A 21,295-nucleotide genomic window follows, 5' to 3' on the forward strand; every position below is an offset into this window, starting at 1 on the left:
GCGAAAATGGCCCAAGATATAAAAAATGAAGAAGTAGAAGAAGTTCAAGAAGAGGAAGTTGTGGAAACGGTAGAAGAAACAACTCCTGAGAAGTCTGAATTGGACTTGGCAAATGAACGTGCAGATGAGTTCGAAAATAAATATCTTCGCGCTCATGCAGAAATGCAAAACATTCAGCGCCGTGCCAACGAAGAGCGCCAACTCTTGCAACGCTATCGCAGCCAAGATTTGGCGAAAGCAATCTTGCCATCACTCGACAACCTCGAACGTGCCCTTGCCGTCGAAGGGTTGACAGATGATGTGAAGAAGGGCTTGGAAATGGTGCAAGAAAGCTTGATTCACGCTTTGAAAGAAGAAGGAATCGAAGAAATCGCAGCTGACGGTGAATTTGACCATAACTACCATATGGCCATCCAAACTCTCCCAGCAGACGATGACCACCCAGCAGATACCATCGCCCAAGTCTTCCAAAAAGGCTACAAGCTCCATGACCGCATCCTACGCCCAGCCATGGTAGTGGTCTATAACTAGTTTAGAAAACTTGACAAAATTTGTCCGAAACGACAATAAACTATGAAGAAAGATAAAATATGTTTGGCTTTGCAATAGTGAGCGAAGCGGACCAAAGACGATACTCTTCGCCGTGGCGCTATTTGCGCAAACTTTGAGACCTTAGGCTCAAAGTTTAGTCAAAGAGATTGACGAAGTCAAGCTCTGACGGCGCCGCCACTTAAGAAGAGTATCAAAAAGAAAAATAGAATATAAAATTTAAGGAGAAAAACACATGTCTAAAATTATCGGTATTGACTTAGGTACAACAAACTCAGCAGTTGCAGTTCTTGAAGGAACTGAATCAAAAATCATCGCAAACCCAGAAGGTAACCGTACAACTCCATCTGTAGTCTCATTCAAAAACGGAGAAATCATCGTTGGGGATGCTGCAAAACGCCAAGCAGTTACAAATCCAGATACAGTCATCTCTATCAAATCTAAAATGGGAACTTCTGAAAAAGTTTCTGCTAACGGAAAAGAATACACTCCACAAGAAATCTCAGCTATGATTCTTCAATACTTGAAAGGTTATGCTGAAGACTACCTTGGCGAAAAAGTAACTAAAGCAGTCATCACAGTTCCTGCTTACTTCAACGACGCTCAACGTCAAGCAACAAAAGACGCTGGTAAAATCGCTGGTCTTGAAGTAGAACGTATCGTCAACGAACCAACTGCAGCCGCTCTTGCTTACGGTTTGGACAAGACTGATAAAGAAGAAAAAATCTTGGTATTCGACCTTGGTGGTGGTACATTCGACGTATCTATCCTTGAATTGGGTGACGGTGTCTTCGACGTATTGTCAACTGCTGGGGACAACAAACTTGGTGGTGACGACTTTGACCAAAAAATTATTGACCACTTGGTAGCAGAATTCAAGAAAGAAAACGGTATTGACTTGTCTACTGACAAGATGGCAATGCAACGTTTGAAAGATGCAGCTGAAAAAGCGAAGAAAGATCTTTCTGGTGTAACTTCAACTCAAATCAGCTTGCCATTTATCACTGCAGGTGAGGCTGGACCTCTTCACTTGGAAATGACTTTGACTCGTGCTAAATTTGACGATTTGACTCGTGACCTTGTAGAACGTACAAAAGTTCCAGTTCGTCAAGCCCTTTCAGATGCAGGTTTGAGCTTGTCAGAAATCGACGAAGTTATCCTTGTTGGTGGTTCAACTCGTATCCCAGCCGTTGTAGAAGCTGTTAAAGCTGAAACTGGTAAAGAACCAAACAAATCAGTAAACCCTGACGAAGTAGTTGCTATGGGTGCTGCCATCCAAGGTGGTGTTATCACTGGTGATGTCAAAGACGTTGTCCTTCTTGACGTAACACCATTGTCACTTGGTATCGAAACAATGGGTGGAGTCTTCACAAAACTTATCGATCGCAACACTACTATTCCAACATCTAAATCACAAGTCTTCTCAACTGCAGCAGACAACCAACCAGCCGTTGATATCCACGTTCTTCAAGGTGAACGTCCAATGGCAGCAGATAACAAGACTCTTGGACGTTTCCAATTGACTGATATCCCAGCTGCGCCTCGTGGAATTCCTCAAATCGAAGTAACTTTCGACATTGACAAGAACGGTATCGTATCTGTTAAAGCCAAAGACCTTGGAACTCAAAAAGAACAAACAATTGTCATCCAATCTAACTCTGGTTTGACAGACGAAGAAATCGACCGCATGATGAAAGATGCAGAAGCGAACGCTGAAGCAGATAAGAAACGTAAGGAAGAAGTTGACCTTCGTAACGAAGTAGACCAAGCTATCTTCGCAACTGAAAAGACAATCAAGGAAACTGAAGGCAAAGGCTTCGACGCAGAACGTGACGCTGCCCAAGCTGCCCTTGATGACCTTAAGAAAGCTCAAGAAGACAACAACTTGGACGAAATGAAAGCAAAACTTGAAGCATTGAATGAAAAAGCTCAAGGACTTGCTGTTAAACTCTACGAACAAGCTGCAGCAGCCCAACAAGCTCAAGCAGGAGCAGAAGGCGCACAAGCAACAGGAAACGCAGGCGATGACGTCGTAGATGGAGAGTTTACGGAGAAATAAAATAGTCCAGTGGACTATTTTATCCCGAGCTTGAGAATCAGGCGAGTATAAGAAGAAATCCAGAGGTTGCAACCCAGCCTCTGTTTTTCGATAAGATAGAGGATGTTACGTATGAAAAAAGTACTTTGTGTCATTTATCCTAATTTTTCTCTTTATGAGATAAGCGCTTTAACGAGTACTTTAGCTCTGTCTTTTGATATCACGATTGATTATGTAGCTTCTGAGAATTCGATGGTGGTCTCTGAGGATGGTTTGCCCTGTCAACCGACGAAAACATTGAATCAAATCCGTATAGAAGAGTATTCTTGTGTGATTTTGCCAGGAATGGTAAATATAGGTCCTGCTCTACAAGATGAGAAATTGATCTCGTTTTTGAGAAGTCTTAATGAGCAAGATATCCTAATTGCAGCTATTTCTTCAGCGCCCCTTTTATTGGCGAAAGCAGGCTTGTTGAACGACACGAAATTTACAGGTGGAATTTGGCAAAACTTCTTTGACTATTTTGAATTTCTTCCACGTGAGAATTTCCAACCGAAAGTTCTTGTCCAAGATAAACAAATCATTACGGCTATCGGTTTTGCACATCAAGAGTTTGCAAGAAAAGTGATTTTCGGTTTAGGGTTGGCAGAGAATACGGACAACTATTTTAAAGAACAGAACGAGTATGCTGAAGAGGATTTGATATTTACTCTATCAGATGAAGAGTTTGATCAAGTGAAGCAGAGTATAGAAAACAGCCTCTAAAGATTTACATAAAAATTATAGAAAGGAATAAAGAGTGTTCGTAACTGAACACGGGTTCCCAAATTTCTTACTCAATATAACAGAAAGGAATTGAACCCGACCTAAATCGAGGTTTGATTCAAAATATCAATAGAAAGGAACAAGGGTGTTCAGAAAATTGAACACGGGCTACGGACTGTGCCAAAAAGATAGTTTTTTCTAGGACGCAAGCGTCCGTCATCAAAACTCCTATTTTGGCTGTGTCCGTTTGACGCCCTTTGTATCTTGAATTATGAACAATACTGAATTTTATGATCGTCTGGGGGTGTCAAAAAACGCTTCGGCAGACGAAATCAAAAAGGCTTATCGTAAGCTTTCGAAAAAATACCACCCAGATATCAACAAGGAGCCTGGTGCTGAGGAAAAGTACAAGGAAGTTCAGGAAGCCTATGAGACTTTGAGTGACGACCAAAAACGTGCGGCCTATGACCAATATGGTGCTGCGGGTGCCAACGGTGGTTTTGGTGGAGCTGGTGGTTTCGGCGGTTTCGATGGGGCAGGAGGCTTCGGTGGTTTTGAAGATATCTTCTCAAGTTTCTTCGGCGGAGGCGGTGCTTCACGCAATCCAAATGCTCCTCGTCAGGGGGATGACCTCCAATACCGTGTGAATTTGACCTTTGAAGAAGCTATTTTTGGAGCTGAAAAAGAGGTTAAGTACAATCGTGAAGCAAGCTGTAGTACATGTAATGGCTCAGGTGCTAAGCCAGGAACAAGTCCAGTCACTTGTGGACGCTGTCATGGCGCTGGTGTCATTAACGTCGATACACAAACTCCTCTTGGTATGATGCGTCGCCAAGTAACCTGTGATGTCTGTCATGGTCGCGGAAAAGAAATCAAAGATCCATGTACAACATGTCACGGAACAGGTCATGAAAAACAAGCCCATAGTGTACATGTAAAAATCCCTGCTGGTGTGGAAACTGGTCAACAAATTCGCCTAGCCGGTCAGGGTGAAGCAGGATTTAATGGTGGACCATACGGTGACTTGTATGTAGTAGTTTCTGTGGAAGGCAGCGACAAGTTTGAACGTGAAGGAACTACTATCTTCTACAATCTCAACCTCAACTTTGTCCAAGCAGCTCTTGGTGATACAGTTGATATCCCAACTGTTCATGGTGATGTTGAATTGGTTATCCCAGAGGGAACTCAGACTGGTAAGAAATTCCGTCTACGTGGTAAGGGAGCTCCGAGCCTTCGTGGTGGTGCAGTTGGTGACCAATACGTTACCGTTAATGTCGTAACACCGACAGGTTTGAATGACCGTCAAAAAGCAGCTTTGAAAGAATTCGCAGCTGCAGGTGATTTGAAAGTTAATCCAAAGAAAAAAGGTTTCTTTGACCATATAAAAGATGCCTTTGAAGGAGAATAAAGCAAAAAGAGCCGTTGGGCTCTTTTTGTTTATAGATTTTTTAAAACTTTCCTTAAGTAATGACGGACGGTAGCGACCTTCTTCGAAGTTCCATACCTAAACTTTGAGCCTAAGTCTCAAAGTTTCCGGACACCTGAAACCAAGCTGTTTCAGGTGTTTTCATTACGGCGGAAAGTCTTCGATTTAGTTGTGAAATGGTGAATGAGTTGCCTAAATTATGATGTATAGTTAATGGGATATAACTTGTTTACCTTTTAAAAAAGAGCCGTCGGGCTCTTTTTACTTATCTTCGATTTCCTGTGTTTCTTTTATCACAGCTAGTCTAGTCTGGATATCTTTTTCCAAGACCTTAAACTTGTAGGTGAGGTCTTCTTGGTATTCCTTGATGAGTTCTTTTTGCTGGTCAATGATTTGCAGGCTGTTTTGGATAATATCCACATCGTCCTTGATAGCTTGAACGCGGTCAGTGGTATTCAAGACTTCATCTGTGATGGTTTGGCGATTTTTTGTGACCAGATAACTTCCGGCTGCAGCTCCTACAAATAGCAGTAGATTGGATAATTTCATAGCAACTCCTTAGGCGTTTTTGATGGTTTCAGCGACTTGAGCAAGTTTGTCAAAGTCAGGTTCGTGGGCGATAAAATCAATCTTGAGGTCATCGTCCGCACTGTAGCGAGGTACGAGGTGAACGTGGGTATGAAAGACGGTTTGCCCTGCGATTTCTTCACAGTTAGCAATGATATTCATACCAGCAGCCTTGGTAGCTTTCATGACTTTTTGAGCTACTTTTGGTACTTGGGCAAAGAGTTGGCTAGCGCTAGTAGCGTCCATCTCCAAAAGATTGCGATAGTGTTCCTTTGGCACGACTAAGGTGTGTCCTGGTGTCACTTGAGAGATATCAAGAAAGGCAAGAACCTGCTCATCTTCATATACTTTTGAAGCAGGAATTTCCCCTGCAATGATTTTACAAAAAATGCAATCTGACATAAAATCTACCTCTACTGTATTGAATTTTGATATAATATAGCTACATTATACCAGATTTGGAGAAAATATGTTAGAAATTAAAAACCTGACAGGTGGCTATGTTCATGTCCCTGTCTTGAAAGATGTGTCCTTTACTGTTGAAAGTGGGCAGTTAGTTGGTTTGATTGGTCTCAATGGCGCTGGGAAATCAACGACAATTAATGAAATTATCGGTCTGTTGACACCTTATAGCGGTTCTATCAATATCAATGGTCTGACCCTGCAAGAAGATGCAACGAACTATCGCAAGCAAATTGGTTACATTCCCGAGACACCTAGCTTGTATGAGGAATTGACCCTTAGAGAGCATATCGAAACGGTTGCCATGGCCTATGGTATTGAGCAAAATGTAGCTTTTGATCGAGTAGAACCTTTGTTAAAAATGTTCCGTCTAGATCAGAAATTAGACTGGTTTCCAGTTCATTTCTCTAAAGGGATGAAGCAGAAGGTCATGATTATCTGTGCTTTTGTGGTGGATCCAAGTCTTTTCATCGTGGATGAGCCTTTCCTTGGTCTTGATCCGTTGGCGATTGCGGACTTGATTCAGCTTTTGGAAGTGGAAAAGCAAAAGGGCAAGTCCATTCTCATGAGTACCCACGTGCTGGATTCGGCTGAGAAGATGTGTGATGCCTTTGTTATTCTCCACAAAGGGGAAGTGCGTGCTAAGGGAAATCTCCTGCAACTGCGCGAAGCCTTTAACATGCCTGAGGCTAGTTTGAATGATATTTACTTGGCTCTGACCAAAGAGGAGGAGCTATGAAAGACTTGTTTCTAAAGAGAAAGCAGGCTTTTCGTAAGGAGTGTGTCGGTTATCTGCGCTATGTTCTCAATGACCACTTTGTCTTGTTCCTGCTTGTCTTGCTGGGGTTTTTAGCTTACCAGTACAGTCAACTCTTACAAGATTTTCCTGAAAATCATTGGCCTATCCTTTTGTTTGTAGGAATTACGTCTGTTTTACTTTTGCTTTGGGGAGGCATTGCCACCTATATGGAGGCTCCAGACAAGCTCTTTCTCTTGGTCGGAGAAGAGGAAATCAAACTCCATCTCAAGCGTCAAACTGGCATTTCCCTAGTCTTTTGGCTCTTTGTCCAGACCCTTTTCTTGCTGTTATTTGCGCCCTTATTTTTAGCAATGGGTTATGGCTTGCCAGTTTTTCTGGTCTATGTGCTTTTATTGGGAGTAGGAAAATATTTCCTCTTTCGTCAAAAGGCCAGCAAATTTTTCACTGAAACTGGACTGGACTGGGACTATGTTATTTCCCAAGAAAGCAAGCGCAAGCAGGTCTTGCTTCGTTTCTTTGCCCTCTTTACGCAGGTAAAGGGAATTTCAAATAGCGTCAAGCGTCGTACCTATCTGGACTTTATCCTAAAGGCTGTTCAGAAGGTGCCTGGAAAGATTTGGCAAAATCTCTATCTGCGTTCTTATCTGCGAAATGGAGATCTCTTTGCCCTCAGTCTCCGTCTTCTCTTGCTTTCCTTACTGGCGCAGATTTTTATTGAGCAAGCTTGGATTGCGACAGCAGTGGTAGTTCTCTTTAACTACCTCTTGCTCTTCCAGTTGCTGGCCCTCTATCATGCCTTTGACTACCAGTATTTGACCCAACTTTTTCCGCTGGACAAGGGGCAAAAGGAAAAAGGCTTGCAGGCGGTAGTCCGAGGATTGACTAGTTTTGTTTTACTTGTGGAATTAGTCGTCGGCCTTGTGACCTTCCAAGAAAAACTAGCCCTTCTAGCCTTACTAGGAGCTGGTTTGGTTTTACTAGTCTTGTACTTACCTTATCAGGTAAAACGTCAGATGCAGGACTAATATTGCTTATATGATATTAAAAAAGAAGTTGAGTTCAGTTTATCTCAACTTCTTTTATTTTCTATAAGATAATGGTTGGTCCGTAGAGACTCAACTTGGTCTTGACTTGGTCAAAGTGGAAGCGGTCATAGGCCCGCCAAGCGGCGCGTGTAGGAGCATCTGGATCAAGAGCGCTGAGTCCCATGAGAAGACTGGAAGTCTGGTAAAATTTTTCCAGTTCAATCAAGACTCGATTATCCACAGTCTCAGCCTTGGCTAGAAAACCAAGAATAGAGTTTAATTGCTCCTGAAAGCGGACGTCGTCAGCGGTTGTCTGTTTGCATGCTTTGTAGGCTTTGTTTAAGTCAGTAATCAAAGTCTGAGCTCTTTTGATAGGGTCTGTATCTGTCATGAGAATTCCTCCTTTAATCTGGGTGCTAGTCTTGTTTCTAGCAACTGTGTTTTGATACTGTCAGTTTATCACTTTTATCTCCTTTTTCACCATAAAATCTTTAATTGCCCTTGAAATTTCCTGAATGGTACTGTTAAGATTTTATGATAAAATAGTTGTAAGATTATCATGCTTATTTGAGGAACAAGACACCCTTCAGGAGCGTTAAAGGCCTGTTTAGGATTTGGTGGGCTTGTATCATAGTATTTTTGCTATTCTCTTTTTAGGAAGAAATTGAAACAAGGAGAGTAAGAAGATGAGAATATTTGTTTTAGAAGATGATTTTTCCCAGCAGACTAGGATTGAAACGACGATTGAGAAACTCTTGAAGGAACATCATATCACTCCCAGCTCTTTTAAAGTTTTTGGCAAACCAGACCAGCTGCTGTCAGAGGTGCATGAGAAGGGAGCCCATCAGCTATTCTTTTTGGATATTGAGATTCGAAATGAGGAGATGAAGGGTCTGGAAGTGGCTAGAAAGATTCGGGATCGAGACCCCTATGCCCTGATTGTCTTTGTGACGACTCACTCAGAGTTTATGCCCCTGTCCTTTCGCTACCAAGTGTCTGCTCTGGACTACATTGATAAGGCCTTGTCAGCAGAGGAGTTTGAATCTCGTATCGAGACAGCCCTCCTCTATGCCAATAGTCAAGATAGTAAAAGTCTGGCGGAAGATTGTTTTTACTTTAAATCAAAATTTGCCCAATTCCAGTATCCTTTTAAAGAGGTCTACTATCTCGAAACATCGCCCAGAGCCCATCGTGTTATTCTCTATACCAAGACAGATAGGCTGGAATTTACAGCGAGTTTAGAGGAGGTTTTCAAGCAGGAGCCCCGTCTCTTGCAGTGCCACCGCTCATTTCTCATCAATCCTGCCAATGTGGTTCGTTTGGATAAGAAAGAAAAACTCCTTTTCTTTCCCAATGGTGGAAGCTGTATGATAGCGCGTTATAAGGTCAGGGAAGTGTCTGAGGCTATCAATAACTTACACTAAGTGAGGTAATGTAATGGAAATAGTTTGGAAGATAGTATATACATTTTTGATAGTTGGATTGGAATTGTTTATATTTTTTAAGGTGGATGGAATTGTTCTAACTCTGGAGAGATTTTTTAAAGCTTTTCTTTTTAAGTTACTTTTAGCAGTCGTTTTTGTAACGATTAACTATATAGTAGGAAATACTTACCTATCTTATTTTACGGAACCCTTGTACGGTATAGGCTTGTCTTTCTTATTGTTAAGAGGGCTTCCTAAAAAACTCCTTTTCTTTTATGGTCTCTTTCCAATGATATTGGTGAATCTCTTTTATAGAGGTATTTCTTATTTTGTGCTTCCATTTTTGGGACAAGAGCAAGTACATGATGATTACTCTTTGATTTGGTTGTGTATAATAATTTTCAATTTCTTCATTTCTCTAGCCTTTTTGAAATGGTTAGACTATGATTTCACTAACTTGAGAAGGGAGATTCTAGATAAAGCTTTTCAAAAGTCCCTTACTAAGATTAACTGGATAATGGGGGCTTACTATTTGGTGATACAAAATCTGTCTTACTTTGAATATGAACAGGGGATTCAATCAAAGACTGTTCGCCATCTCATCCTAGTCTTTTACTTGCTCTTTTTTATGGGAATTATTAAGAAATTGGATACCTATTTGAAGGACAAACTCCATGAGAGATTGGACCAAGAACAGGCCTTGCGCTACAGAGATATGGAGCGATATAGTCGGCATATAGAGGAGCTTTACAAAGAAGTACGGAGCTTTCGTCATGATTATACCAACCTCTTGACCAGCTTACGTCTGGGCATTGAAGAGGAGGATATGGAGCAGATAAAAGAGGTCTACGACTCGGTCTTAAAAGATTCCAGTGAGAAATTGCAGGACAATAAATATGATCTTGGACGATTGGTGAATATTCGTGATAAAGCCCTCAAAAGTCTCCTAGCAGGGAAATTTCTAAAAGCCAGAGATAAGAACATAGTCTTTAATGTCGAAGTTCCAGAGGAGATTCAGGTAGAGGGGATGAGCTTACTTGACTTTCTAACCATTGTGTCTATCCTTTGTGACAACGCTATTGAAGCCAGTGCAGAGGCTAGTCAACCTCATGTTTCAATCGCCTTTTTAAAAAATGGGGCACAGGAGACCTTTATCATCGAAAATTCCATCAAAGAAGAGGGCATCGATATTTCTGAGATTTTCTCCTTTGGAGCCAGTTCTAAAGGGGAGGAGAGAGGAGTTGGTCTCTATACCGTTATGAAAATTGTGGAAAGCCATCCCAATACCAGTCTCAATACCACCTGCCAAAATCAAATCTTTCGTCAGGTGCTTACTGTGATACATACAGAATGATAAAAAATAAGACCGAGAGTTCTTGTTTCTCGGTCTGTATGGCTGAATAGTTAATTAAAGTAGTTTTGAGTTACAGTAAATTGCTTGTATAAAATAATTTTCTCTATCATCAATTATAGGGAGAGGTTTCTAATTTTTGAAAATTAATTTTGCTATATCTACTTTTTATTTTTAGTTTTTAACAATCCTATTATAGATAGAGTTATTAAAGTTATGGACATTAAACTGCTAAAAATAAATACTTTTGATGTTAATCCAATAGAAAATAGTAATATTCCATAAAAAATATTGGATATGTAATAAATCTTACTCTTCATGATTACTTGCCTCCGAATATAGATTTTTGCTGTGTTACAAATGTGACAAGTTTAGTATAGCACTGTTTTTAAAAAAATTTCATCCAAATCTTGAATGGTTATTGAAACATCTTGAATTGAACAAAGAACTTTCTCCTTGCCAAAATAACGAATATCATTCATAAACCGAAAAATAATATATATTATCATTATTTTTTGCTATAATGGTTAATGAGCTTCCCATTCTTGTCTTCAATAAAAAATCAGTATTTGAAGAAAACTAGGAAACTAGTTATAGACAGTACTGCTTTACGGCGAGATGGTGTTGCAGTAGTTTGAAGAATATTTCTTGGGTTCGAAACAAAATACTATAGTATGTGAGGTATCATAAATGAATAAGAAATCCTTTTTTATCATCTGTTCTACGTTGATTATAGCATCGAATCTTCTCATGATTTCCGTGGTGAATAAGGGAGAAGAAACAGGGAGCAATCTGTTTGTGATTGCTATAGCCTGTGTTATGCTACCAGCCTTTTTATATGCAGTTGAAAACAGACTTACTTCAATGGTAAGAGTAGAATCAATACTCCTGATTCAGTTGACAGTTATATCCCTACTCCGTCTTATCAACAGAATAGGGAGTACGCCTGAAATCCTCAACATTATCATTACCCTCCTGGTTTTGGCAGGTGGGACAGCCTGTATCCTGGTTGCAATCATGAGAATCTATCAGAACAGACGGAAGTAAGGGTGAATAGTTAGATCTTTACGTTGTTAAATTTCCCTAGGGCAAGTATGTTTTTCATGCTTGCTTTTTTAATTTTTTACAATTCAAGATGTTTTGATGACCATTTATGATGTGAGTGTTCCAAGGATAAAATGAGTGCTATACTAGCAGTGTAAAGGTTGTAGCTAAACTAAGATAAAGCATACATTTAGGAGGAAATTTTATGAAGAAAAAAATACTGATTATTTTCGTTCTATATCTGATCATGTCTACCCTTCTTTATCCGCTTAGGGAGAGTATTTGGTATCATCTATTTTATACCATAGCCTATATGATTGCGGTTGTGATCTATTTTGCTTTAACTAAAAAGAAAGGAGCAAAGAAATGAAAGCTTTTCTTGCTAAAAAACGGAACATCTTCCTTACGAGATTGTTCCTAGGTCAGTTGCCCTTGCTTGTCTCTACTTATCTATTTCTATCTCGTCAGTTTTTAAATTTTTCATTGGTTTTCCAATTTCTTTTAGTGGTTATTAACTTGGCCTCTATTTTGGTTACTGTTTACCTCACTAGGGAGATGAGGATAAGAGAGTTTGAAGATGATGATTTGGTTAGTCCTAGAACCAATCAACTTATGTATATCGGTTTGACAGGTTTTATGTCTATCATTTGTTTGTATAGAGGTATCACAGCAGGAGAATCTTACCAACAACTAATTGCCTATATTGGCGCTATTCTCTGCTTGCTTATCATGCTTTTGCTCATTTGGGGCTTGAAGTATTATAAAAAGTAGCTTGCCTTCTTCTTCTGACAGAATCTTTGATTAGAAGGCTCTATTAAACTGTCCGTGAAATAAGTGAATGGAGGTATTTAAAATGAAATATAGATTATTTCTTGTTATTTTCTTGAGTAGTGTGTTGAATATTCTTTTAGGGACATTTTTACAAATCTCTAATGTATCGATTGGGTGGCTTGTTCTCTACAGTGGATTATTTGAAGCAGGTATTTTCCTTCTTGCTAATAAAGGGGTGGCGGTAAAAATCAAGGAAGTAGACATTCGAAACCGCTTTAAATTTATTTTTGGAAAAACCTTATGGTTTCAAATTCTTTTGCTCATCTTTTTGATGGTCAAACTTTATCTTGGTTTGGATGCGAGGTTGATTTTATTCTATGGACATATTTTCATTGTCTTTAATGCCTTAATGTATCTATTATCTAGTAGTCAGGTTAGCCTTAAAAAGAACAAGCTGTCTTCTTAATCTTGCAGTAATAGAGCCTGACAAGGCGAGCCATCCTGTCTTGTAGATAGTAGGAGGAATTCTATGAAAAAACACCCTATTCTTTTCAAAACGAGTGCAATTCTTTCTTATTTGTTTCTGTTTTTCGGACTGTCTTGGACGACCCAATTTTGGAGCAATTATTGGGAGTTCTCGTCTTGGGTAGGAAATCTTATCTGGATTCGAAACATCATCAGCCTTCTCTTTATCTGCTTGATGATTTGGATTTTGGTTAGGTCGGGCCATGCTTATCTCTTTCGTATCCCTAGAAAAAAGTGGTTGAGCTATTCCGTCCTGACGGTGTTAGCAGCTGTTGTGCTTATCTGTTTTAACTATCTGACAGCTAAACACGTTCAGGGGACGAACGAAGGTTGGAATTTGTTTATTGCCTATAGTGAGACCAATTTTGCGGAGTTTGGTGTTTACCTAACCTTAATCGTACTAGGACCTCTGATGGAAGAATTGGTATATAGGGGCCTGCTTCAACATGCCTTCTTTAAGGATTCGAGATGGGGGCTGGATCTTCTCTTTCCGTCATTCTTATTTGCCTTGCCCCACTTCTCTAGCTTGCCAAGTCTCGCAGATATTTTTGTCTATACGGCAGTGGGCTGTCTATTTGCCTGTCTAACACGTTATACGAAGAGTATCTATCCTTCTTATTCGATTCATATTATTAATAATATCATTGCAAACTTACCATTTTTGCTCACTTTTCTACATAGGGTCTTAGGGTAAAAAAACCAAAGGCTTGCTTTTCAGCCATAGAGGAGGTCATCATGTATAAACACTTATTTTTCCTAGATTCCAAAACCTTAGACTGGTTGACGCCTTATATTCTGGTCTTGGCTTCTGACACCATTGCATTTAATGTTTTTGTGCTAACCTTTGTATCTGTTGTGGTCTTTTATTTCCTAAATCCCATGCTATCTTTAATGGCTATCTTCTTAGGGGGTGGTTATGTGGTCGGATTTTGGTTACTAAAATGGTTTGTTTTGGAAAGACTAGAGATCAAGGATGACTTGTAGGGAAGTTTGGTGGGGAGGCTAGTTTTATGAGAATTTTTAATAAGTGCCATGCCATGTTTTTGGGGTTCTTAGTATTTGCAATCATTGGTGCAGCGGGCTATTCCGTCAATCAAGGGGATTATTTTCAACACCAGTACACATTCATTGTTGTAAAGAGTCTCTTGCTTTGCCTTAGTATTGGCTATGCGAGATGGTTTGATATGATTTCTTTCGGGGTTTTAAGTAAGAAGCAACTCTTGCTCTTCATTGGAATCTTTCTTCTCACTGTGCTGGTAAATATAGGCTGTCATGCCTTTTTCTCAGTTGCTTCAGGTGCTTCGACTCAACACCTTGAGGAAACGAGTAAGGGACTTTCGCTTTCCTTTATTGTCAGTGTCACAGTTTTGGCCCCATCCAGGAGGAACTCATTTTCAGAGGACTTCTTCAAGGTGCGGTTTTTGACAATTCTTGGTTAGGGCTTGTGCTAACTTCCTCTCTCTTTTCTTTTATGCATGGACCTTCTAATGTCCCTTCGTTTATTTTTTATCTACTTGGGGGCTTGTTACTGGGCTTTGCTTATAAAAAGAGCCAAAACCTATGGGTTTCTACTCTAGTTCACATGTTTTACAATGCTTGGCCACTCTTATATTATTTATAAAAATCATGAAAGGTAAGCAGAAGACGCTGCTTACCTTTTTCTTTCTATAATGATACCCAAGCCAATCTAGAGGCTTTTCTTTGAGAATCGGGTGTGGAGCGGTTGACGAATAGCCCAAAAACTAGTAGAATAGTAAGGAAACTTTATACGGAGGAAAGAAATGGATTTGGGTGATAATGAGCTAACACTGACTCCCATACCTGGGAAAAGTGGCAAGGCTTATATGGGTAGCTATCCTGATGGGAAGCGCATCTTTGTAAAAATGAACACCTCTCCAATCCTACCTGGTCTAGCTAGAGAACAAATTGCTCCACAATTATTATGGAGTCGCCGTTTGGCAGATGGGCGTGATATGTGTGCTCAAGAATGGTTGACAGGCAAGATATTGACCCCCTATGATATGAATCGTAAACAAATCGTCAATATTTTAACCCGCCTTCATCGCTCACGTCCTTTGATGACGCAGTTGAGTCGTTTGGGCTATGCCATGGAAACACCTGTAGATTTACTACAGTCTTGGCAAGAAACGGCTCCAGATGCTTTGCGTAAAAATCATTTTATCAGTGAAGTGATGGCTGATTTACGTCAGACTATTCCAGGATTTAGAGAGGACTATGCGACCATTGTCCATGGAGATGTACGACATAGTAATTGGATTGAGACAGATAGTGGCTTGATTTATTTGGTAGATTGGGATTCGGTTCGCTTGACCGACCGCATGTTTGATGTGGCCCATATGCTCTGCCATTATATTCCAGAACATCAGTGGAAGGAATGGTTGACCTACTATGGTTACAAGTACAATCAAACGGTATTAAATAAATTGTATTGGTACGGTCAATTGTCTTACTTGAGCCAGATTTCCAAGTATTATATGAACCAAGATTTAGAAAATGTCAATTGGGAGATTCATGGCTTGCGTCACTTCCGAGACAAGTATGGAAAGAGAAGATGAGAGTTAGAAATCGTAAAGGGGCGACAGAATTACTAGAGGCAAATCCCCAGTATGTGGTCCTCAATCCCTTAGAAGCCAAGGGAAAATGGCGGGACTTGTTTGGTAATGACAATCCCATTCATGTGGAAGTTGGAAGTGGAAAGGGTGCCTTTGTTTCAGGTATGGCCAAGCAAAACCCTGACATCAACTATATCGGGATTGATATTCAAAAGTCTGTTTTGAGCTACGCTTTGGACAAGGTGCTTGAAGTTGGAGTGCCTAACATCAAGCTCTTGTGGGTAGATGGTTCTGACTTGACCGACTACTTTGAAGATGGTGAGATTGATCGCTTGTATCTGAACTTTTCAGATCCATGGCCGAAAAAACGCCATGAAAAGCGTCGTTTGACCTACAAGACCTTCTTGGATACCTTCAAACGTATCTTGCCTGAAAATGGAGAAATTCATTTCAAGACGGATAACCGTGGCTTGTTTGAGTACAGCCTAGTGAGCTTTTCTCAGTATGGCATGAAGCTCAATGGTGTCTGGCTAGATTTACATGCCAGTGATTTTGAAGGCAATGTCATGACAGAATATGAACAAAAATTCTCCAACAAGGGGCAAGTTATCTACCGAGTTGAGGCAGAATTTTAAGAAATAGCCTGCAATCAGGCTGTATAAGTGCTTTTGCTTTACATAAGTTGGGAAACGTGCTATACTAAGAGTAAGAATATGAAAAGTGAGGCGGGGAAATATCTTCGCCTCTTGCTTATGAGGAGGTGGACGCAATCGCAACAATCGTAGAATTAGTCAGAGAAGTTGTAGAACCTGTCATAGAAGCGCCTTTCGAACTCGTGGATATCGAGTATGGAAAGATTGGCAGTGACATGGTTCTCAGTATTTTTGTAGATAAACCTGAAGGAATTACCTTGAACGACACGGCAGACTTGACAGAAATTATCAGTCCTGTCCTAGACACCATCAAGCCAGATCCCTTCCCAGAACAATATTTCCTAGAAATCACCAGTCCAGGCTTGGAACGTCCTTTAAAAAACAAGGATGCCGTTGCTGGAGCGGTTGGGAAATACATCCATGTCGGGCTCTACCAAGCCATCGATAAGCAAAAAGTCTTTGAAGGAACTCTGTTGGCCTTTGAAGAGGACGAGTTGACTATGGAATATATGGACAAGACGCGTAAGAAAACTGTCCAAATTCCATACAGTTTAGTATCAAAAGCACGTTTAGCAGTTAAATTATAGAAAAAGAAAGGATAGCTTTTGAGGATTCAAAAGTGAAGAAAACATGAGTAAAGAAATGCTAGAGGCCTTCCGCATTTTGGAAGAAGACAAGGGAATCAAAAAAGAAGATATCATCGACGCAGTAGTAGAGTCGCTTCGTTCCGCTTATCGCAGACGCTATGGTCAATCAGACAGCGTAGCTATTGACTTTAACGAAAAAACAGGTGACTTTACAGTTTATACTGTCCGTGAAGTTGTTGATGAAGTATTTGATAGCCGTTTGGAAATCAGCTTGAAAGACGCTCTTGCCATTAATTCAGCCTATGAACTTGGTGACAAAATCAAGTTTGAAGAAGCACCTGCTGAGTTTGGTCGTGTAGCAGCTCAATCTGCCAAACAAACCATCATGGAAAAAATGCGTAAGCAAACACGTGCCATCACCTACAATACTTACAAAGAACATGAGCAAGAAATCATGTCTGGTACTGTAGAACGATTTGATAATCGCTTCATCTACGTCAACCTTGGCAGTATCGAGGCCCAATTGTCAAAACAAGACCAAATCCCTGGAGAAGTGTTTGCTTCTCATGATCGTATCGAAGTGTATGTCTACAAGGTTGAAGACAACCCTCGTGGTGTCAACGTCTTTGTTAGCCGTAGCCATCCAGAAATGATCAAACGCTTGATGGAGCAAGAAATTCCAGAAGTTTATGATGGAACTGTTGAAATCATGAGCGTGGCCCGTGAAGCTGGTGACCGTACTAAGGTTGCAGTTCGTAGTCATAATCAAAACGTAGACGCTATCGGTACAATCGTTGGACGTGGTGGAGCTAACATCAAGAAAATCACTAGCAAGTTCCACCCAGCTCGCTATGACGCTAAGAGTGACCGTATGGTGCCAATCGAAGAAAATATCGACGTTATCGAGTGGGTAGCAGATCCAGCTGAATTTATCTACAATGCCATCGCTCCTGCTGAAGTTGACCAAGTTATCTTTGATGAAAACGACAGCAAACGTGCCTTGGTGGTTGTTCCTGATAACAAGCTTTCTCTTGCTATCGGTCGTCGTGGACAAAACGTTCGCTTGGCAGCTCACTTGACTGGTTACCGTATCGATATCAAGTCTGCTAGCGAATTTGAAGCCATGGAAGAAGCTGGTTCGGTAGATTTGGAAGCAGAAAACGATACTGTAGAAGAATAAAAGTTGCTAGAGGAGGGAAAGATGAAAACGAGAAAAATCCCTTTGCGCAAGTCTGTTGTGTCCAATGAAGTGATTGATAAGCGTGATTTGCTCCGCATTGTCAAAAACAAGGAAGGACAAGTCTTTATCGATCCGACAGGCAAGGCCAATGGCCGCGGCGCTTATATCAAGCTAGACAATGCAGAAGCCCTAGAGGCGAAAAAGAAGAAGGTCTTTAACCGCAGCTTTAACATGGAAGTGGAAGAAAACTTTTATGACGAGTTGATCGCTTATGTGGATCACAAAGTGAAAAGAAGAGAGTTAGGACTTGAATAAGCAAAAGATAAGCAATCTCTTGGGACTTGCTCAGCGAGCAGGCCGGATCATATCGGGTGAAGAATTGGTGGTCAAGGCCATTCAAGACGGCAAGGCCAAGTTGGTCTTTCTAGCCCATGATGCTGGCCCCAATCTGACCAAGAAGATTCAAGATAAAAGTCAGTATTATCAAGTAGAAATTGTAACCGTGTTTTCAACACTGGAATTAAGCATAGCAGTCGGGAAATCAAGAAAGGTTTTGGCTGTAACAGATGCTGGATTTACAAAGAAAATGAGGTCTCTTATGGAATAGAAGAGGAGGACATGATTTGTCTAAGAAAAGATTGTACGAAATCGCAAAAGAACTTGGAAAAGAAAGTAAAGAAGTTGTAGCGCGTGCAAAAGAGTTGGGCTTGGATGTGAAAAGCCACTCATCAAGTGTGGAAGAAGCTGTCGCTGCAAAAATCGCTGCTAGCTTTAAGCCTGCTGCTCCGAAAGCAGAAACAAAACCTGCAGCACCAAAAGCAAGTGCAGAAAAGAAAGCCGAAAAATCTGAGCCAGCTAAACCAGCTGTAGCCAAGGAAGAGGCAAAACCCGCTGAGCCAGTTGCTCCTAAAGCAGAAAAAGTAGCAGCGAAACCACAAAGCCGTAATTTCAAGGCTGAGCGTGAAGCTCGTGCCAAAGAGCAGGCAGAACGACGCAAGCAAAACAAGGGCAATAACCGTGACCAACAACAAAACGGCAACCGTCAGAAAAATGACGGCCGTAATGGTGGAAAACAAGGTCAAGGCAACCGCGACAATCGTCGCTTTAATGATCAAGCTAAGAAACAGCAAGGTCAGCAAAATCGTGGAAACGATCGCCGTCAACAAGAGGATAAACGTCCAAATCAAGCGGCTCCACGCATTGACTTTAAAGCCCGTGCAGCAGCCCTAAAAGCAGAGCAAAATGCAGAATATGCTCGTTCAAGTGAGGAACGTTTCAAGCAGACTCAGGCTGCCAAAGAAGCCTTGGCCCAAGCAAACAAACGCAAGGAACCAGAGGAAATCTTTGAAGAAGCGGCTAAGTTAGCTGAACAAGCGCAACAAGCACAGCAAGTTCAAGCAGTGGTTGAAGTCGTCCCTGAGAAAAAAGAACCTGCAGTGGATACACGTCGTAAAAAACAAGCTCGACCAGACAAAAATCGTGACGATTATGATCATGAAGAAGATGGTCCTAGAAAACAACAAAAGAATCGAAGTAGTCAAAATCAAGTGAGAAATCAAAAGAATAGTAACTGGAATAACAACAAAAAGAACAAAAAAGGCAATAACAAGAACAACCGTAATCAGGCTCCAAAACCTGTTACGGAGCGCAAATTCCATGAATTGCCAACAGAATTTGAATATACAGATGGTATGACCGTTGCGGAAATCGCAAAACGTATTAAACGCGAACCAGCTGAAATCGTTAAGAAACTTTTCATGATGGGTGTCATGGCCACACAAAACCAATCCTTGGATGGAGAAACAATCGAACTCCTCATGGTGGATTATGGTATCGAAGCTAAGCAAAAGGTTGAAGTGGATAATGCCGACATCGAACGTTTCTTTGTTGAAGATGGTTATCTCAATGAAGATGAATTGGTAGAGCGTCCACCAGTTGTAACCATTATGGGACACGTTGACCACGGTAAGACAACCCTTCTAGATACCCTTCGTAACTCTCGTGTTGCGACAGGTGAAGCAGGTGGTATCACTCAGCATATCGGTGCCTATCAAATCGTGGAAAATGGCAAGAAGATTACCTTCCTTGATACACCAGGACACGCGGCCTTTACATCTATGCGCGCGCGTGGTGCTTCTGTTACCGATATTACTATCTTGGTCGTAGCGGCAGATGACGGGGTTATGCCTCAGACTATCGAAGCCATTAACCACTCAAAAGCGGCCAACGTCCCAATCATCGTAGCCATCAACAAGATTGATAAACCAGGTGCTAACCCAGAACGCGTTATCGGTGAATTGGCAGAGCATGGTGTTATGTCAACTGCTTGGGGTGGAGATTCTGAATTTGTTGAAATCTCGGCTAAATTCAACCAAAACATCGAAGAATTGTTGGAAACAGTCCTTCTTGTGGCTGAAATCCAAGAACTCAAAGCAGACCCAACAGTGCGTGCGATAGGTACAGTTATCGAAGCTCGCTTGGATAAAGGAAAAGGTGCGGTCGCAACCCTTCTTGTTCAACAAGGTACCTTGAATGTTCAAGACCCAATCGTTGTCGGAAATACCTTCGGTCGTGTCCGTGCTATGACCAATGACCTTGGTCGTCGTGTTAAGGTTGCAGGCCCATCAACACCAGTTTCTATTACAGGTTTGAACGAAGCACCGATGGCGGGTGACCACTTTGCTGTTTACGAAGATGAAAAATCTGCGCGTGCAGCAGGTGAAGAACGTGCTAAACGTGCCCTTATGAAACAACGTCAAGCTACCCAACGTGTCAGCCTTGAAAACCTCTTTGATACCCTTAAAGCTGGTGAACTCAAGTCAGTTAACGTTATCATCAAGGCAGACGTACAAGGTTCTGTTGAAGCCCTTTCTGCCTCACTTCAAAAGATCGATGTGGAAGGTGTTAAAGTTACCATCGTCCACTCAGCGGTCGGTGCCATCAACGAATCAGATGTGACCCTTGCTGAAGCTTCAAATGCCTTTATCGTTGGTTTCAACGTACGCCCTACACCACAAGCTCGTCAACAAGCCGAAGCTGACGATGTGGAAATCCGTCTTCACAGCATTATCTACAAGGTTATCGAAGAGATGGAAGAAGCCATGAAAGGGATGCTTGATCCAGAATTTGAAGAAAAAGTTATCGGTGAAGCAGTTATTCGTGAAACCTTCAAGGTGTCTAAAGTGGGAACCATCGGTGGATTCATGGTTATCAACGGTAAGGTTACCCGTGATTCTAAAGTCCGTGTTATCCGTGACGGTGTTGTTATCTATGATGGCGAACTTGCAAGCTTGAAACACTACAAAGACGACGTCAAAGAAGTTACAAACGGCCGTGAAGGTGGATTGATGATCGATGGCTACAATGATATCAAGACTGATGATGTGATTGAGGCGTATGTCATGGAAGAAATTAAACGTTAAGATTTTTGCTTCTTTCTTAGGTGGTGAGGGACGCAAGCAAACCGATGGTTTCATTGCTTATTTTTGAGCCTAGTGTCTCAAAAATCCCCTGTGATGGGACTGATAAATCAGTTCCATCACTTTCACCACAGCGAAAGAAGCGGATGATTTCAAATTGAACTTCGTTTCAATTT

Annotated in this window: 23 protein-coding genes and 1 pseudogene; 21 read left to right on the forward strand and 3 right to left on the reverse strand. The window is 41.1% G+C overall.

Translation table 11 applies throughout. The features are described from left to right. The first annotated feature begins 6 nt into the window (after positions 1–6). The 4 genes from grpE to dnaJ all read left to right on the forward strand — a co-directional run bounded on the left by grpE (position 7) and on the right by dnaJ (position 4,760). Complete coding sequence (gene grpE, locus GEZ85_RS02795) at positions 7–531, forward strand: nucleotide exchange factor GrpE (RefSeq protein ID WP_153209252.1); 525 nt, start codon at positions 7–9, stop codon at positions 529–531. Positions 532–784: 253 nt separating this feature from the next. Then, positions 785–2,608, forward strand: a complete 1,824-nt coding sequence (dnaK, locus tag GEZ85_RS02800) for a molecular chaperone DnaK (RefSeq protein WP_000034667.1) — start codon at positions 785–787, stop codon at positions 2,606–2,608. Between the two features lie 111 nt (positions 2,609–2,719). Then, on the forward strand, positions 2,720–3,352 hold the full coding sequence (locus GEZ85_RS02805; protein WP_153199240.1) for a DJ-1/PfpI family protein: 633 nt from the start codon (positions 2,720–2,722) through the stop codon (positions 3,350–3,352). A gap of 271 nt (positions 3,353–3,623) precedes the next feature. Beyond that, positions 3,624–4,760, forward strand: a complete 1,137-nt coding sequence (gene dnaJ, locus GEZ85_RS02810) for a molecular chaperone DnaJ (protein ID WP_153199239.1) — start codon at positions 3,624–3,626, stop codon at positions 4,758–4,760. Positions 4,761–5,039: 279 nt separating this feature from the next. On the opposite strand, the gene GEZ85_RS02815 is transcribed toward dnaJ, so the two are convergent. Then, complete coding sequence (locus GEZ85_RS02815; RefSeq protein WP_112444468.1) at positions 5,040–5,327, reverse strand: hypothetical protein; 288 nt, start codon at positions 5,325–5,327, stop codon at positions 5,040–5,042. 9 nt (positions 5,328–5,336) lie between these two features. After that, positions 5,337–5,747 (reverse strand): HIT family protein, encoded by a 411-nt coding sequence (locus tag GEZ85_RS02820; protein WP_001278317.1) that lies wholly within the window; start codon positions 5,745–5,747, stop codon positions 5,337–5,339. Positions 5,748–5,814: 67 nt separating this feature from the next. On the opposite strand from GEZ85_RS02820, the gene GEZ85_RS02825 reads away from it, so the two are divergent. Next, positions 5,815–6,546 carry an ABC transporter ATP-binding protein gene (locus GEZ85_RS02825; RefSeq protein WP_020902191.1) on the forward strand — a complete coding sequence of 244 codons (732 nt, stop codon included), beginning with the start codon at positions 5,815–5,817 and terminating at the stop codon, positions 6,544–6,546. Continuing rightward, entirely contained in the window at positions 6,543–7,592 is a 1,050-nt protein-coding gene (locus GEZ85_RS02830; protein WP_125454618.1) for an ABC transporter permease, read from the forward strand. The genes GEZ85_RS02825 and GEZ85_RS02830 overlap by 4 nt, the downstream gene beginning before the upstream one ends. 61 nt (positions 7,593–7,653) lie before the next feature. On the opposite strand, the gene GEZ85_RS02835 is transcribed toward GEZ85_RS02830, so the two are convergent. Then, positions 7,654–7,983, reverse strand: a complete 330-nt coding sequence (locus tag GEZ85_RS02835; protein WP_049551715.1) for a hypothetical protein — start codon at positions 7,981–7,983, stop codon at positions 7,654–7,656. Between the two features lie 295 nt (positions 7,984–8,278). On the opposite strand from GEZ85_RS02835, the gene GEZ85_RS02840 reads away from it, so the two are divergent. The 15 genes and pseudogenes from GEZ85_RS02840 (at position 8,279) to infB (ending at position 21,122) form a co-directional block, all read left to right on the forward strand. Continuing rightward, complete coding sequence (locus GEZ85_RS02840; RefSeq protein ID WP_125454617.1) at positions 8,279–9,016, forward strand: response regulator transcription factor; 738 nt, start codon at positions 8,279–8,281, stop codon at positions 9,014–9,016. 13 nt (positions 9,017–9,029) lie between these two features. Then, complete coding sequence (locus GEZ85_RS02845; protein WP_125454616.1) at positions 9,030–10,370, forward strand: sensor histidine kinase; 1,341 nt, start codon at positions 9,030–9,032, stop codon at positions 10,368–10,370. A gap of 687 nt (positions 10,371–11,057) precedes the next feature. After that, complete coding sequence (locus GEZ85_RS02850; protein WP_153209250.1) at positions 11,058–11,414, forward strand: hypothetical protein; 357 nt, start codon at positions 11,058–11,060, stop codon at positions 11,412–11,414. A 363-nt stretch (positions 11,415–11,777) separates the two neighbouring features. Next, positions 11,778–12,182 (forward strand): hypothetical protein, encoded by a 405-nt coding sequence (locus GEZ85_RS02860; protein WP_000642960.1) that lies wholly within the window; start codon positions 11,778–11,780, stop codon positions 12,180–12,182. 82 nt (positions 12,183–12,264) lie between these two features. Continuing rightward, positions 12,265–12,648 (forward strand): hypothetical protein, encoded by a 384-nt coding sequence (locus GEZ85_RS02865; protein ID WP_000877393.1) that lies wholly within the window; start codon positions 12,265–12,267, stop codon positions 12,646–12,648. A gap of 63 nt (positions 12,649–12,711) precedes the next feature. Beyond that, positions 12,712–13,401 (forward strand): CPBP family intramembrane glutamic endopeptidase, encoded by a 690-nt coding sequence (locus tag GEZ85_RS02870; RefSeq protein ID WP_112444993.1) that lies wholly within the window; start codon positions 12,712–12,714, stop codon positions 13,399–13,401. A gap of 41 nt (positions 13,402–13,442) precedes the next feature. After that, on the forward strand, positions 13,443–13,691 hold the full coding sequence (gene blpZ / locus GEZ85_RS02875; RefSeq protein ID WP_153209248.1) for an immunity protein BlpZ: 249 nt from the start codon (positions 13,443–13,445) through the stop codon (positions 13,689–13,691). A 26-nt stretch (positions 13,692–13,717) separates the two neighbouring features. Continuing rightward, positions 13,718–14,328 (forward strand): annotated as a pseudogene (locus tag GEZ85_RS02880) (lysostaphin resistance A-like protein). Between the two features lie 160 nt (positions 14,329–14,488). Next, positions 14,489–15,283, forward strand: coding sequence for a cell cycle regulator CcrZ (gene ccrZ / locus GEZ85_RS02885; protein WP_153209246.1), 795 nt, complete (start codon positions 14,489–14,491; stop codon positions 15,281–15,283). Continuing rightward, positions 15,280–15,915, forward strand: a complete 636-nt coding sequence (gene trmB / locus GEZ85_RS02890; protein WP_001266094.1) for a tRNA (guanosine(46)-N7)-methyltransferase TrmB — start codon at positions 15,280–15,282, stop codon at positions 15,913–15,915. Before ccrZ ends, trmB begins: the two co-directional genes overlap by 4 nt. A 125-nt stretch (positions 15,916–16,040) precedes the next feature. Next, positions 16,041–16,520, forward strand: coding sequence for a ribosome maturation factor RimP (rimP, locus tag GEZ85_RS02895; RefSeq protein ID WP_322741422.1), 480 nt, complete (start codon positions 16,041–16,043; stop codon positions 16,518–16,520). Between the two features lie 43 nt (positions 16,521–16,563). After that, on the forward strand, positions 16,564–17,700 hold the full coding sequence (nusA, locus tag GEZ85_RS02900) for a transcription termination factor NusA (protein WP_084923448.1): 1,137 nt from the start codon (positions 16,564–16,566) through the stop codon (positions 17,698–17,700). Positions 17,701–17,721: 21 nt separating this feature from the next. After that, on the forward strand, positions 17,722–18,015 hold the full coding sequence (gene rnpM, locus GEZ85_RS02905; protein ID WP_000857559.1) for an RNase P modulator RnpM: 294 nt from the start codon (positions 17,722–17,724) through the stop codon (positions 18,013–18,015). Continuing rightward, positions 18,008–18,307, forward strand: a complete 300-nt coding sequence (locus tag GEZ85_RS02910) for a YlxQ-related RNA-binding protein (protein ID WP_033684789.1) — start codon at positions 18,008–18,010, stop codon at positions 18,305–18,307. Before rnpM ends, GEZ85_RS02910 begins: the two co-directional genes overlap by 8 nt. 16 nt (positions 18,308–18,323) lie before the next feature. Beyond that, on the forward strand, positions 18,324–21,122 hold the full coding sequence (gene infB / locus GEZ85_RS02915; protein ID WP_153209244.1) for a translation initiation factor IF-2: 2,799 nt from the start codon (positions 18,324–18,326) through the stop codon (positions 21,120–21,122). Positions 21,123–21,295: the final 173 nt, after the last annotated feature.

The organism is Streptococcus mitis (assembly GCF_009496205.1).
Taxonomy (GTDB): domain Bacteria; phylum Bacillota; class Bacilli; order Lactobacillales; family Streptococcaceae; genus Streptococcus; species Streptococcus mitis_BN.